Annotated in this window: 13 protein-coding genes; 10 read left to right on the plus strand and 3 right to left on the minus strand. The window is 70.8% G+C overall.

Going from position 1 to position 14,346, the window contains the following annotated elements; all coding sequences use genetic code 11:
- Positions 1 to 100 precede the first annotated feature (100 nt).
- Together ACWGPF_RS02760 and ACWGPF_RS02765 are read left to right on the plus strand one after the other, a co-directional pair.
- Positions 101 to 1,396: an MFS transporter gene (locus ACWGPF_RS02760; RefSeq protein WP_452331364.1), complete on the plus strand. Its 1,296-nt coding sequence runs from the start codon at positions 101 to 103 to the stop codon at positions 1,394 to 1,396.
- Positions 1,393 to 3,990 carry a family 78 glycoside hydrolase catalytic domain gene (locus tag ACWGPF_RS02765; RefSeq protein WP_452331365.1) on the plus strand — a complete coding sequence of 866 codons (2,598 nt, stop codon included), beginning with the start codon at positions 1,393 to 1,395 and terminating at the stop codon, positions 3,988 to 3,990. Before ACWGPF_RS02760 ends, ACWGPF_RS02765 begins: the two co-directional genes overlap by 4 nt.
- Position 3,991: 1 nt before the next feature.
- On the opposite strand, the gene ACWGPF_RS02770 is transcribed toward ACWGPF_RS02765, so the two are convergent.
- Entirely contained in the window at positions 3,992 to 5,011 is a 1,020-nt protein-coding gene (locus tag ACWGPF_RS02770) for a YeiH family protein (protein WP_452331366.1), read from the minus strand.
- A 79-nt stretch (positions 5,012 to 5,090) separates the two neighbouring features.
- Here ACWGPF_RS02770 and ACWGPF_RS02775 point away from each other — a divergent pair, with 79 nt between their 5' ends.
- From ACWGPF_RS02775 to ACWGPF_RS02785, 3 genes are all read left to right on the plus strand, one after another.
- On the plus strand, positions 5,091 to 6,002 hold the full coding sequence (locus tag ACWGPF_RS02775; RefSeq protein ID WP_452331367.1) for a LysR family transcriptional regulator: 912 nt from the start codon (positions 5,091 to 5,093) through the stop codon (positions 6,000 to 6,002).
- 98 nt (positions 6,003 to 6,100) lie between these two features.
- Positions 6,101 to 7,465, plus strand: coding sequence for a TrkH family potassium uptake protein (locus ACWGPF_RS02780; RefSeq protein ID WP_452331368.1), 1,365 nt, complete (start codon positions 6,101 to 6,103; stop codon positions 7,463 to 7,465).
- Between the two features lie 21 nt (positions 7,466 to 7,486).
- A complete protein-coding gene (locus ACWGPF_RS02785; RefSeq protein WP_452331369.1) occupies positions 7,487 to 8,182 on the plus strand; it encodes a potassium channel family protein in 696 nt (231 codons plus the stop codon).
- 1 nt (position 8,183) lies between these two features.
- Here ACWGPF_RS02785 and ACWGPF_RS02790 read toward each other — a convergent pair whose 3' ends face one another.
- Complete coding sequence (locus tag ACWGPF_RS02790) at positions 8,184 to 9,056, minus strand: helix-turn-helix domain-containing protein (protein WP_452331370.1); 873 nt, start codon at positions 9,054 to 9,056, stop codon at positions 8,184 to 8,186.
- A gap of 119 nt (positions 9,057 to 9,175) precedes the next feature.
- Here ACWGPF_RS02790 and ACWGPF_RS02795 point away from each other — a divergent pair, with 119 nt between their 5' ends.
- The 5 genes from ACWGPF_RS02795 to ACWGPF_RS02815 all read left to right on the plus strand — a co-directional run bounded on the left by ACWGPF_RS02795 (position 9,176) and on the right by ACWGPF_RS02815 (position 13,026).
- Positions 9,176 to 10,198 carry a zinc-dependent alcohol dehydrogenase family protein gene (locus ACWGPF_RS02795; protein WP_452331371.1) on the plus strand — a complete coding sequence of 341 codons (1,023 nt, stop codon included), beginning with the start codon at positions 9,176 to 9,178 and terminating at the stop codon, positions 10,196 to 10,198.
- Between the two features lie 145 nt (positions 10,199 to 10,343).
- Positions 10,344 to 11,630 carry a hemolysin family protein gene (locus ACWGPF_RS02800; RefSeq protein WP_452331372.1) on the plus strand — a complete coding sequence of 429 codons (1,287 nt, stop codon included), beginning with the start codon at positions 10,344 to 10,346 and terminating at the stop codon, positions 11,628 to 11,630.
- Between the two features lie 113 nt (positions 11,631 to 11,743).
- Positions 11,744 to 12,064: a hypothetical protein gene (locus tag ACWGPF_RS02805; RefSeq protein WP_452331373.1), complete on the plus strand. Its 321-nt coding sequence runs from the start codon at positions 11,744 to 11,746 to the stop codon at positions 12,062 to 12,064.
- A gap of 24 nt (positions 12,065 to 12,088) precedes the next feature.
- Complete coding sequence (locus tag ACWGPF_RS02810; protein ID WP_452331374.1) at positions 12,089 to 12,760, plus strand: hypothetical protein; 672 nt, start codon at positions 12,089 to 12,091, stop codon at positions 12,758 to 12,760.
- Entirely contained in the window at positions 12,748 to 13,026 is a 279-nt protein-coding gene (locus tag ACWGPF_RS02815; protein ID WP_452331375.1) for a hypothetical protein, read from the plus strand. The genes ACWGPF_RS02810 and ACWGPF_RS02815 overlap by 13 nt, the downstream gene beginning before the upstream one ends.
- Before the next feature lie 598 nt (positions 13,027 to 13,624).
- Here ACWGPF_RS02815 and ACWGPF_RS02820 read toward each other — a convergent pair.
- On the minus strand, positions 13,625 to 14,239 hold the full coding sequence (locus ACWGPF_RS02820) for an HD domain-containing protein (RefSeq protein WP_452331376.1): 615 nt from the start codon (positions 14,237 to 14,239) through the stop codon (positions 13,625 to 13,627).
- Positions 14,240 to 14,346: the final 107 nt, after the last annotated feature.

Genomic DNA, 14,346 nt, shown 5'->3' on the forward strand with positions numbered 1-14,346 from the left:
CGACATGTCGACAACGGGCTTGCGTAATTGTCGACATGTCGACATCATGGAGTCGAGCCTCTCGCAGACGAGTGTGCTCGCACCGACAAGGAGGTCTCGCATGAGCGCATCACCCCGGCTGGAAGCCCGCCACTGGCGGCTCGCCGTCATTTCCGGCATGGCCAGCTACCTCGACTCCGGCGTCATCATCGCGACGGGGCTCAGCCTCGCGATCTGGCAGGCGACGTTCGGGTGGAACCCCCTCCAGCTCGGTGTCATCAGCTCGACGTTGACGTTCAGCATCGCGATCGGCGCGCTGTTCGGCGGCCGGATCGCCGACCGGTTCGGGCGCCGACGCGTCTTCAACATCGACGTGCTCGTCTACGTCGTCGGGGTCGCGCTCATGGTCTTCGCGAACGACTTCGCCTTCCTGCTCGTCGGCGTCGTCGTCGCCGGCCTCGCGGCGGGAGCGGATCTGCCGACCTCCGTCGCGGTCGTCGCGGAGGCGGCACCCGAGGGCGGCCAGGGGCGTCTCGTCGCCTTCACGCAGGTGATGTGGAGCATCGGCATCGCCATGACGACCCTCATCGGGTTCGCCGTCTCGACGCTCGGCATCACGGGCATCCGGATCATCTTCGGACACCTCGCCGTGATCGGCGTGGTGACCTGGCTCCTGCGCGTGTTCAACCCCGAGGTGCGCCGTATGGAGGAGGAGGCCTCCGCGCGGAACGACCTCAGCACGACGACCGGATCCGCGGCGATCGCGCTGCCGCTGCGCGAGATCTTCCGGAACCGCACCTTCGTCACGGCCATCCTTCTCACGGGCGGCTTCTACGTCGCGTGGAACCTGATGGCGAACACGATCGGCCAGTTCAAGGCGTACATGCTCATCACGATCGCGGGGGCCGACCAGAGCGCGACGACGGCGATCTCGTTCGGCGCCACGCTCCTCTCCATCGTGGGCGGCTTCCTCTTCGCGCGCATCGCAGACACGCGCCTGCGCGCCCCGCTCTTCTTCGTCGGCGCGATCGCGCAGATCATCGCGATGGCGCTGGGCGCGATCACGATGGGGCAATTCCTCATCGTCATGATCGCGTGGCTGAGCATCTACAGCCTCGCGTATCCCTTCGCCGGCGAGGCCCTCTACAAAGTGGCCACGCAGGAGAACTTCCCCGTCAACGCGCGAGCCACCGTGCAGGGCATCACCTACGCGGCATCCCGCTTCATCGTCGCCGGGTTCGCGTTCGTCACCCCGACGATCGTCAACGCGAGCCCCGGTGCGATCCTGTGGCTGCTCGTCGGCTTCGCGGCGGCGGCCGCCGTGATCGGATCGTTCCTCGTCCGGCTCCATCGCGTGCCCGGAAGCTCGACGGGGACGTTCGACGCGGTCCCGACCGCGAAGGCGAACGGCCGATGAGGGTGGCCACGCACATCGCGGTGCGCGACGTCCGCATCGAGAACCATGACGGCGCCATCGGCATCGACGAGGCGGAGCCGCGCCTGTCGTTCCGCGTGATCGCGCCGGACGGATGGAGGCAGCGCTCCGTCGACGTCGAGCTGCGTCACGACGACGGAGCGGTCGACCTCGTCGGGCCCATCGCTGCGGAGGACGGCGTCTACCTCACCTGGCCCTTCCGCCCGCTGCGACATCGCGCCCATGCGACGCTGCGCATCCGGGTGCGCGGAGCAGACGGGTCGCCATCGCCCTGGAGCGACCCGCTGCCGATCGAGCGCGGACCGGCGCCCGAGGACTGGGCAGCGCGTCCCGTCTCCTCGTCTGCCGCCGAGGATCCGGACTCCGATCGTCGACCGTCGCTCGTACGGAGGGAGTTCGCCGTCGAGCACGGGCTCGTGCGGGCGCTGCTGCGCATCACGGCGCACGGGCTGTACGAGGCGGAGCTCAACGGCGCGCGCATCGGCCGCGACGAGCTCGCACCGGGATGGTCCGTGTACGGCGAGCGTCTGAAGTACGCGACCCACGACCTCACGGCGCACCTCAAGCCGGGCGCCAACGTGCTGGGCGTCTGGCTCGCCGACGGCTGGTACCGCGGACGGATCGGCTTCTCGGGCGGCAACCGCAACCTGTACGGCTCCGACCTGTCGCTCATCGCGCAGCTCGAGCTCCGCTACGCCGACGGACGCGAGGTGGTCGTCGCGACCGACGACGCGTGGCGTGCGCATGACAGTCCGATCCTGTTCTCCGGCATCTACGACGGAGAGACGCACGACGCGCGCGAGGAGCTGCGGGGATGGTCGTCCCCCGGGTTCGACGACTCCGGGTGGCTCCCCGTGGTCGTGGGCGAGCGCGATCCCCGCAGCCTCGTCGCCCCCGACGGTCCGCCCGTGCGCGTCGTCGAGGAGCTCGTGCCCGCTGCCGTGACGCGCCTCGACGCGCGTCGGCTGCTCGTCGACTTCGGGCAGAACCTCGCCGGCCGCGTCCGCTTCTCGGCGGCCGGCAGGGCCGGCACCGCCGTCGTGCTCCGCCATGCCGAGGTCCTGCAGGGCGGCGAGCTCTACACGCGCCCGCTGCGGCTCGCTCGAGCCACCGACACGTACGTCTTCGCCGACGACCGCCGCGTCGAGTGGGAGCCGCGCTTCACCTACCACGGGTTCCGATACGCCGAGGTCTCTGCCGACCCCGACGTGCTCGACGGCATCGACCTCGTGGCGCGCGTGCTCCATTCCGACATGCGCCGGATCGGCGAGTTCGCCTGCTCGGACGAGCGCATCACCCGGCTCCACGAGAACGTGGTCTGGTCGATGCGCGGCAACTTCGTCGACCTGCCAACGGACTGCCCTCAGCGCGACGAACGCCTGGGCTGGACAGGGGACATCCAGGTGTTCGCGCCGACCGCCTCCTTCCTGTATGACACGACCGGAATGCTCTCCTCGTGGCTCAAGGACCTCGCCGTCGAGCAGCTGCCCGACGGCACCGTGCCGTGGTACGTGCCCGTCGTGCCCGGGCGCGCGATGTGGACGCCCATCCGGCCCGGTGCCGCATGGGGCGACGCCGCCGTGCTCACCCCGTGGGACCTCTGGCGGGCGAGCGGTGATCGCGCGCTCCTCCAGCGGCAGTGGCCGAGCGCGCGGTCGTGGGTCGACCTCATGGCGGGCCGACGCGACGCCGACGGCCTCTGGACGGGCGACTTCCAGCTCGGCGACTGGCTGGACCCCTCGGCACCGCCCGACGCTCCCGCCGAGGCGATGACCGACCGCGACCTCGTTGCGAGCGCATACCTCTCCTGGTCGAGTCGCATCCTCGCGCGCACGGCGAGCGAGCTCGGGATGCGTGCCGAAGCCGAGCACTACGGTGCGCTCGCCGATGACGTGGCCGCCGCCATCCGCGCCCGCCACCTCGACGCGGACGGCCGCCTCGTGCGCGAATCGCAGACGGGCTACGCCCTGCTCGTCTGCTTCGAGCTCGTCGACGGGCGGCTGCGTGAGCGGGCGGGCGAACGTCTGCGCGCCCTCGTGGAGGCGGCCGGCCACCGCATCGCGACGGGGTTCGTCGGCACGCCGATCATCTCGCGGGCGCTCACCGAGACCGGGTCGCTCGACACCGCCTACAGGCAGTTGCTCGAGGACACCTGCCCGTCGTGGATGTATCCGCTGACGCAGGGCGCGACGACTGTATGGGAGCGCTGGGACAGCCAGCTCGAGGACGGCACCGTCAACCCGGGCCAGATGACGTCGTTCAACCACTACGCGCTCGGCGCGGTCGCGCACTGGATGCATACGACGATCGCGGGTCTCGAGCTGCGCGGCGAGGGATGGCGGAGCGTGCGCTTCGCCCCGCGCCCCGGCGGGGGGCTGACGTGGGCGCGCGCCGCCATCGAGTCGCCGCGCGGGCGCATCGCGATCGCCTGGGAACGGACGGGCGACGATATCGAGGTGACGGTCGACGTGCCGCCGGGTGTCGCGGCGGAGTTCGCGGCCCCTGGCGCGGCGCCGGTCGCCGTGCCGGAGGGGCGGTCGGTCCTCGTGTTCCCGGCGGAGGAGACCGTCGCCTGACCTACATCGCCCCCGTCGCGGCCATCGCGGTGAGCGTCGTGACCGCGACGAGTACGGAGAGGATGCCGCCGAGCGCGAGCGGCCGCCATCCCGCCCGCCGGATGGCGCCGAGGTCGGTCGACAGCCCGATGCCCGCGAGCGCGGCGGCGATGAGGAAGCCGCTCGTCTGACCCGCCGCGTCCTGCACGACCGCGGGCAGCCATCCCGCCCACCGCGCGAGCGCGGCGAGCACGAACCCGACGAGGAACCACGGCACGAGCCGCGCGACGCGCCGCGGCGTCATCCGCGCGGCACCGGCGCGACGTGCCTCGACGACCGAGAGCGCGGCGGCGACGGGCACGATGGCGAGCATGCGCACGAGCTTCACCGCGACGGCCGCACCGACGGCGCCGCCCCCGAAGACGCCAGCGGCGGCGACGACCGAACTGGTGTCGTTCACGGCCGTGCCGGCGAGCAGCGCGAACGCGTTCGCGTCGAGCCCGAGCGCGTGCCCGAGCAGCGGGAAGACGCCGACGGCCGCGAGGTTGAACGCGAGGATGGTCGACAGCGCGTATGCCACCTCTGCCCCCGTCGCGCCGATGACGGGCGCGATCGTCGCGATGGCCGAGGCGCCGCAGATGCCCGTGCCGGCCGTGATGAGCAGCCGCAGTCGTCTGCCCACGCCGAGCAGGCGGCCGACGAGCGGCGCTGAGGCGAAGCAGACGACGAGCGACGAGAGCATGACGGGCAGGGCGGCCGCACCGGCACGGGCGATCGCGTCGAGCGGCAGCTGCGTGCCCAGCAGCACGATCGCGACCCGCAGCAGCGGGCCGCTCGCGGCGGCACCTCCGGCTCGAAACGCGGCAGCACCCCCGATACGCGACCTGGCGGGCCACGCGATGCCGATGGCGAGGCCGAGCACGATGGCCGGCACGGCGCTGCCGGCCACGGGGGCGATCGCGCCGATCGCCGTCGCGGCGACGGCGATCGCGATGCTCGCGGCGAGACCGGGGGCGATGTCGGGGCGCGGCGAGCGGAACACCCCTCCACGGTGCCCCCGCGCGCCGCGCGGCGGTATCCGCTTGCCGTGCGTGGGGGTACAGGGCGAGACTGTGGGGACGATGCGACATGTCCCCCCGATCGACGCCCTCGAGCTGCTCCGTGCCGTCGCGCGCCTCGGCTCCGTCTCGGCCGCCGCCCGCGAGACGGGGTGCACGCAGCAGTCGGCGTCGGCGCGGCTGCGCTCGATCGAGCGCACGCTCGACCTCGAGCTCCTCACACGCTCTCCGCGGGGCGTGATGCTCACGGACGCCGGAGAGCTCGTGGTCGCATGGGCCGACGACGTGCTGGCCGCCGCCGAGCGCTTCGCCGCCGGCGTCGAGACGCTCCGCGGCGAGAGCAGCCGCGAGCTCTCCGTCGCCGCCAGCCAGACCGTCGCCGGCCACCTGCTGCCGCGCTGGCTGCTCGCCTTCCGCGCCCGCCAGCTCGCCGACGGCCGTACGCCGACGGAGGTCCGGCTGATCACCGCGAACAGCGAGCAGACGGCCGACCTCGTGCGCGCGGGCGCCGTCGACCTCGGCATCATCGAGAGCCCCGACATCCCCGACGACCTCTCGTCGACGACGGTGGCCGACGACGTGCTCGTGCTCGTGACGACGCCCGACGGCCCGTGGGCCGCGCGCGCGTCCGTGACGCTCGAGGAGGTGGCCGCGACGCCGCTCATCGCGCGCGAGGACGGCAGCGGCACGCGCCGCGCGTGGGAGTCGACGGTGCGCAAGCGGCTCGGCGGCACTCCCGTCGAGCCGGCACTGGTGCTGTCGACGTCGGCGGCCATCCGATCCGCCGTCGCCTCGGGGCTCGCACCCGCCGTGCTGAGCGCCCACGTCGTCGCCGACGACCTCGCGCTCGGCAGGCTGCGCCGCATCGCGATCGACGGCCCCGCGATCTCGCGCCCCATCTCGGCGCTCTGGCGCGGCACTCCGCGCGATCTGAGGACGACGAGCCGCGAGCTGCTGGAGGCCGCGACGGCGTGAGGATTCCGTCAGGATCGCGGCCCGCGGTCGTATGGAAACCGTGAGGATGCCCGCGGCGACGGCGCGACGGCGGGGAAGCGGGCATAGGGTCTCGCTCCGTGATCAGGCTCCACGGCGCCGCGCGCGTGCGGCGCAGCGGGCTTCATCTCGCCCCCGCACAGGCGGTCGTCGGGGGATTCGGCGCGGTCCTCGCGCTCGGGTCGCTGCTGCTGTGGCTCCCGGTGTCCACGGCAGACGGCACGTTCGCCGATCCCGTCGACGCGCTCTTCACGGCCACGTCGGCGCTGTGCGTCACGGGGCTCACGGTGGTCGACACGGCCACCTTCTGGAGCCCCTTCGGGAAGGTCGTCATCCTCCTCCTCATCAAGACGGGAGGCCTCGGCATCATGCTCCTCGCGGCGCTCGTCGGGGTCGTGCTCGCCCGCCGCCTCTCCGTGCGCACGCGTCTCAACACGCTCGCCGAGACGAAGGCGGACGAGGGCGGAGGCGTCGCGCGGCTGGCGCGCGGCATCTTCCTGACGTCGATCGCGATCGAGGGCGCCGTCTCGCTGGCCCTGTTCCTGCGCTATCTGCTCGGCTACGGCTACTCGGCGGCCGAGGCCGCATGGCACGCCGTCTTCCACGCCGTGTCGTCGTTCAACAACGCCGGCTTCGCGCTCTACAGCGACAACCTCACGTCGTTCGTCGCCGATCCGTGGATCTGCCTCCCGCTGTGCGCCGCGATCATCCTCGGCGGTCTCGGCTTCCCCGTGCTCCGCCAGCTGAGGCGCGAGCTCGGCCGCCCCCTGCACTGGACGATGAACACCCGCATCGTGCTCGTCATGACGCTCGCGCTGCTCGTCATCGGCACGGTGTACATCACGGTCATCGAGTGGGACAACGACGGCACCTTCGCGCCGCTCGACCCCGCCGCGCGGATCCTCGCGGGGTTCTTCCACGCCGTGCAGGTGCGCACCGCCGGCTTCAACTCCGTCGACATCGGGCAGATGCACGACGAGACGTGGCTCGGGATGGACGTGCTCATGTTCATCGGCGCGGGTCCCGCCGGCACCGCGGGCGGCATCAAGGTGACGACGTTCGCCGTGCTGCTCTTCATCCTCTGGACCGAGCTGCGCGGCGGCGGCGCGGTGAACATCTTCGGCAAGCGCCTCTCCCGCGCCGTGCACCGCGAGGCGATCTCGGTCGTGCTCGTCGCGATCGCGGCCGTCATGGCCGGCGTCATCGCCATCCTCGCCACGACCGATCTCGATCTCGACGTCGTGCTGTTCGAGGCCGTGTCGGCGTTCGCGACCGTCGGCCTGTCGACGGGCATCACGGCGGGGCTGCCCGACTTCGCGCAGCTCATCCTCGTCGCCCTCATGTTCCTCGGCCGGGTGGGGCCGCTGACCCTCGGGTCGGCGCTCGCGCTCCGCGAGCGCCGCGTCTCCTACGAGCTCCCCAAGGAGCGGCCGGCCATCGGCTGACCGCCGCAGAAAGGACCGCCCATGGTCAAGTTCCTCTCGTTCGGCGAGACGTCGCGCCGCATCGCCGAGGCCGATTCGGTCGCGGTCATCGGCCTCGGCCGGTTCGGCAGCGCTCTCGCCCTCGAGCTCATGGAGTCGGGCACCGAGGTGCTCGGCATCGACGGCGACGAGGAGGTGGTGCAGGAGCACAACGCGCGCCTCACGCAGGTCGTGCGCGCCGACGCGACGAAGGAGGACGTGCTGCGCCAGCTCGCGATCGACGAGTTCGACCGGGTCGTCGTGGCGATCGGCACCGACATCACGGCGTCCATCCTCGTGGCCTCGCTTCTGCTCCAGCTGAAGGTGCCCGTCATCTGGGCCAAGGCCCTGGATGAGCGGCACGGGCGCATCCTCGAGCAGCTCGGCGTGCACCACGTCGTGTATCCCGAGCGGGCGATGGGCAGGCGCGTGGCGCACCTCGTCCGCGGTGCGGCATCGGACTACCTCGAGCTCGACCGCGGATTCGCGATGGTCAAGGCGCTCGCGCCGGTGGAGCTGCACGGCGTCGCCCTCGGCGAGACCGATCTGCGGCAGCGTCACGGAGTGACGATCGCCGCATACCGCCCCGAGGCGGGGGAGTGGCGCAACGCCGACAGCAAGACCGTGCTCGGGGCGGGCGACGTCATCCTCGTCGTCGGCGCGACCAAGCGGGTGGAGGCGTTCGCGCAGCTGCGGTGACCTACGGCCGCAGGGCGTCGGCGTGCTCGGCCGCCCAGCTCGCGAGGAGCGCGAGCCGGTCTGCGGACGGCGACCCCGGCTCGGCCGTGTACACCATGAGGATGGCCCCGGGCTCGGCCGTGACCGCCAGCTCCTCGTAGGCGAGCGTCACCTCGCCGACGACGGGATGGCGGAAGCGCTTCGTCCCCGCACCGTGTGTGCGCACATCGTGTGCGCCCCACAGGCGGCGGAACAGGTCGCTCTGCGTGGAGAGCTCGCCGACGAGATCCTGCAGGCCGCGGTCGTGCGGGTCGCGCCCCGCCTCCGCGCGCATGATCGCGACGCACATCTCGGCGAACAGCTCCCAGTCGGGGTAGAAGTCGCGTGCGGCGGGGTCGAGGAACTGGAACCGCGCGAGGTTGGGCGTGCGGCCGCCGTCGCCGATGAGCGGCGAGTAGAAGGCGCGGCCGAGGGCGTTCGTGGCGAGGATGTCCTGGCGCGGGTCCCGGACGAACGCGACGGCGCCCGTCAGCGCCTCGAGCGCCCACTGCAGGCTGGGGCGACCGGCCCCCTGCGCCGTCGCACGCCGCCGCGGGCGACCCGACGCCGGGATGCCGTCGGACGCCCGGGCGAGATCGAACAGATGCGCGCGCTCGGTGTCGTCGAGCTGCAGCGCCCGCGCGACGGCCTCCAGCACCGACGCCGACGCCCCCGCGATCGTGCCGCGCTCGAGCCGCGCGTAGTACTCCACGCTCACGCCGGCGATCATCGCGACCTCCGCCCGCCGCAGGCCGGGAACGCGCCGATTGGGCCCGGCGGGAAGTCCCGCGGCCTCGGGAGACACCTTCGCCCGTCGCGACATGAGGAACTCGCGCACCTCGGCCTTGTTGTCCATTCCCCCAGGCTAGGGCGGCTTCCCGCGCGAAGAGGTGCCCTGTCGGTACACGTCTCGCAAGGGACTCCCCCGCTCGGCGCGCCACGGCTTGGATGAGGTCAGACACGAAGGAGCACACCATGCGCGGAGTCATCATGCACGCCCCCGGCGACGTCCGGGTCGAAGAGCGCCCGAACCCGACAGTCCTCGAGCCCACCGACGCGATCATCCGCGCCTCCGCGGTCTGCATCTGCGGTTCCGACCTCTGGCCGTATCGGGGCATCGAGGAGCTGCACGGGCCGACGCCGATGGGCCACGAGTACGTCGGCGTCGTCGAGGAGATCGGGGCCGACGTGCGGAACGTGAAGGTCGGCGACTTCGTCGTCGGATCGTTCGTCGCCTCCGACAACACGTGCGAGATCTGCCAGGCCGGCTACCCGTCGCGCTGCGTCCACAACGTCATGATGGGCTCGGTCGGCACCCAGGCGGAGCTCATCCGCATCCCCCTCGCCGACGGCACCCTCGTGGCGACCCCCGGCGTACCCGACGCCGACCTCATCCCGTCTCTTCTCGCAGCTTCCGACGTGCTCGGCACGGGATGGTTCGCCGCGGTGGCGGCGGAGGCCGGTCCCGGGAAGACCGTCGCGGTCGTGGGCGACGGGGCCGTCGGCCTCTCGGCCATCCTCGCCGCGAAGCAGCTCGGCGCCGACCGCATCATCGCGATGTCGCGCCACGCCGACAGGCAGGCGCTCGCGCGCGAGTTCGGGGCCACCGACATCGTGGAGGAGCGCGGCGATGCGGGCATCGCGCGCATCAAGGAGCTCACGAACGGGCTCGGCGCGCACTCCGTCGTCGAGGCGGTCGGCACGCAGGAGTCCATGGAGCAGGCGATCGGCGCGACGCGTCCGGGAGGCCACATCGGCTATGTCGGCGTCACCCACGGGGTGACGCTCGACGGGCTCGGCCTGTTCTTCGCCGAGGTGCACCTCTTCGGCGGTCCGGCCCCCGTGCGCCGCTTCCTCCCCGAGCTCATCCAGTTGATCTGGGACCGCAGGATCGATCCCGGCAAGGTGTTCGACCTCACGCTCCCGCTCGACGAGGCGGCGGAGGGCTACCGCGCCATGGACGAACGGCGCGCGACCAAGGTGCTGCTCACGGTCTGACGAACGGGCAGGGGGCGTCTCCCGGGCATCCTCCGAGGGACGCTCCCTATGCTCGAACCATGAGACGCTCTGCAGACTCCGACTGCCATAGTCCCAGCGCCCGGGTGACCCCGGGCGCGCCTTCCTGCACGACGGAGGTCCGCCGATGAACGGCGACCTCCTTCTCAACATCGCCCTCGTGATCGTGTTCGTGCTCATCGGCGGCGTCTTCGCCGCGACCGAGATGGCGCTCGTCACCCTCCGCGAGAGCCAGATCAACGCGATCGCCCAGCGCGGCAAGCGCGGGCGGAAGATCGCCGATCTGGCACGGAACCCCAACACGTTCCTCTCCGCCGTGCAGATCGGCGTCACCGTGGCGGGCTTCGCGTCGGCCGCGTACGGCGCCTCGTCGATCGCGCCGTCGGTCGCGCCGCTGCTCGTGTCGTGGGGGATGGCCGAGGGCCCCGCGTCGACGACGGCGACGATCATCCTCACGCTGCTCATCGCGTATCTGTCGCTCGTGCTGGGCGAGCTCGTGCCGAAGCGGCTCGCCATCCAGCGCAACGCGCAGTTCGCCTACGCCGTCGCGCCCGTGCTGAACGGGTTCGCGAAGCTCATGCGGCCCGTCATCTGGCTGCTCTCGGTCTCGACCAACGTGCTCGTCCGCCTGCTCGGCGGAGACCCCGACAAGTCGGGCGAGGAGCTCTCCGACGAGGAGCTGCGCGACATCGTCACGAGTCACGAGGGGCTGCCGGAGGACGAGCGTCGAATGCTCGACGACGTGCTGTCGCTGCGCGACCGCCAGGTGAGCGAGGTCATGCGTCCCCGCCCCGAGGTGGTCGCCCTCGGCGCCGACGAGACGACCGCCGACGCCATCTCCAAGGTGCGGGACCTGCCGTACTCGCGCTACCCCGTCGTCGACCAGTCGATCGACGACATCGTCGGCTTCGTGCACGTGCGCGACCTGTACGAAGCTGGCGCGTCGACGTCGCCCGTGCAGGCCGTCGTGCGGGCCATCCCGTACCTGCCGTCCACGGCGGGCGTCCTGCCGACGCTCACGGCGATGCGCGCGGCGGGCGATCAGATCGCCGTCGTCGTCGACGAGTACGGCGGCACGGACGGCATCGTCACCCTCGAGGACCTCGTCGAGGAGGTCGTGGGCGAGATCTTCGACGAGTACGACACCGAGACCGCGCCGCAGTCGCTGAAGGAGGAGGGCGGCATCGTCGACGGCCGGCTGAACTTCCAGGACTTCGAGGAGGCTACGGGCATCGAGCTTCCGCGCGGCGCCTCCGACACCGTCGCCGGATTCGTCGTCGAGCGGCTCGGGCGGCTCGCGACGGTGGGCGACATCGTCGAGGTCGACGGCGGCACGCTGCAGGTCGCGGCCATGGACCGACGTCGCATCGCCGAGATCCTCGTCACCCCGCGCGAGATCCTCGAAGAGGGCTGAGGTCGCGCGCCCGGCCCGCGTTCAGCGGATCGGGCGCTCGGCGGCGGGTGCGGTGGTCGGCGTCTCGATCGCGACCGACTGCGGCGGCAGCAGCAGGGCGGACGCACACCGCGATGACCTTCGAGCTCGCCGAGCTGGTCGGCACCCACACCACCCTCGAACTTCGCGAAGAAGACCCCGAGACCTTCGGACCCGGTCACCTGGTGCTCTACGCCGAGGACGCCCACCGGTTCGCGATCACCGAGCGCACCGACAAGCCCGCAGGCGAGGACACCCGCGACGTCATCGGATGGGCCTGGTCCGAACAGCAACGCGGCGCCGAGGGCCTGTGGGCCTGTCCAGTCAAGACCACCACGATTCCGACAAGCACCGACAATATAACGACACTCCGATATCCCTTTCGTGGTGAGACAGCGTCAGGCATCCTGACGTAAATGCAACGTCCTGAGGGGGGCACGATGAAACGAAAAGGTATCGCCGGAGTTATTGCGTTGGCAGCGCTGCTCACGCCGATGTTGATGGGAGCCGCGCCAGAAGCGCCCGAAACCGAGGACGATGGCGGCTTCTATGTGGTTCACGTCGCCAGCGGCAAGAAGACCCACTCTTCCGATTTCGAAGCGCTCATTCCCGAGCCGAGTGAGCCCGAACCGGGGCAGGTGACTCCGTACCTCATCAACGCCCCCGTCGCATGGGCGTCCTGCTTCGGGCCCACGTACAACGCGACATACCCTCTTCGGTCATTCGCTTGGGTCCCCCAGGCGACTGACACGGTGTACCTGCAGTGTGGGCCGCACGACACGAAGTCCTACGGGTGGCATCACATCCAGAAAAACCACCAGGCCCAGTGGCAGACTCGCGCGGATAACGCCTCGGGAGTCCCAGGTGCAATCGCGTGGGACGACTTCATGGCCGACATCACGTCCCAGATTCTCGAGTGGCCTGATCGTTACACAGTCCAGTACTCAGGGAAGCGGTGCTACACGGCCCTCATTCAGATCTGGGACACCAAGGGAAACCTGAAGTACCAGTTCAACCCGACCGTTATCGTGTCTATGACCAACAACCGGGTGATAACCAGCTACCCGACGACCAATGAGGATTGCCGGAGGCAGGCAGCATGGCAGTGGTGATCGTCGAACTGGGTATCCCGTACACGGGATGGCCAATGAGAGTCGGCACTGACTACGAATTCGGCACCGGCATCGTCAGTCCGGACCTCGCCCGCGACCTCGAGGAATGGGCAAGGAAGTTCAACGTCGAATTCGATGAAGAGAAGGGCTGGTCTTCACCCGCCCTACAGGCCGCACATGCACGGTCAGGCCAAGAGTTGCGCGAACGGGTCCAGCAGGAGCTCGGCCCGAATTACTGCGTCGTACTCAGCGAGGATCCGGCTTAACCGCCAGCGACAGTACCTCACTACAAAGGCGCCAACCGAAGAGGGCGTGGGCACCAGGAGCCCACGCCCTCATCAGTTTCTCGTCGCTCGGGTATGCAGTCATGGGACTTCTAGCACTCGGAATCACCGCCGCTCGGTTCATCCTGGGCAGTCATCACCTTCGCCCTTACGCGAGTGGTAGTGGGGCGATCACGAACGGTCTCACAGTCTCCACGCATCCGCCGTGGCGTCCTCTCTGCTGTCGCACGCTGTACGCGGCTCTTCCGTGACGCGCAGTGCTCCCGCTCCTGCGGTCGGTCACGCTGTCTACCGGTGCGTCAACAGGTCCAAGCCGGGGGCGGAAGGTGCTCGCGCGCAGCTCGAGGTGCTGCACGATGGGGTGTGAGTGCCGGATCTGACGTTCGCGCCCGCGCACCAGGCACTCGACGCCATCAGGACTGCGTCCCGCACACCGCAGCGCCGGCACCGGACTCCCCGCCGTCTGCAGCGCCTTCACCTGCAGGATCGAGATCCGGGCTCGATCTTGGGAAGGCGCATCGTTTCTCCAGTCGTCGGCGGTCTTCACCAGGGATGTGTCGCGAGACGCCGATTCCTGACATCAGGTCGACGGATCGGCGATGCCGCGCCAGGTCTCGGCGCCCGCGGCGATGCGCCCCGAGCCGTCGAGGCGGGCGGCTGTCGATGCCGGCTTCCGCGTCGCCTGGTCGTGGATGAGCCGGGCGAACGCCTCGGAGAACCCGCCGCGGGGCAGGCGCTCGGTCACCGCCCGCAGGAGCGCGCCATCCCATCGCTCGGGGGCGGCGCCCGCGACGTCGAGGCTCGTCGCGACCTCGAGGAGGTGGCCCTCGGCGTCCTCTTCGGGGTCGACCTCGGTCCACATGTGGCGCTCGATGATCTCCCGCACGCGCGTCCGGCGCTGCTCCGGCCATCCCGCCCCCGCCGCGAACGCCCATCCGACCGCGCCGCCCGCGTCCTCGAAGGGGATGGCATGCGCGTCGAACGCGGGAGCCACGCCGAGATCGTGCAGCATCGTCGCGACGAAGAGCAGCTCGCGATCGTAGGCGAGACCGAGCTCGTCGCCCAGTGTCGACGCCCAGGCCCAGGAGCGCAGACAGTGGTTCGCGAGGTCGGGTGTCGACCACGCCTGGACGGTCTCGAGCGCGAGGCGCGCGGTGGGTGTGGGCGGCGCGAGCAGTGCGTCGATGTCGGTCATGCCCCCGACTCTCGCGCTCGCGACGTCTGCGCGCGAGGGCACGAGCCGCCACGTGCGCGCGGATTCCGGCCACTTGTGTCATCCTGTTGATACAAGCGTCGTATGTC

The sequence above is a fragment of the Microbacterium sp. NPDC055683 genome, assembly GCF_053617895.1.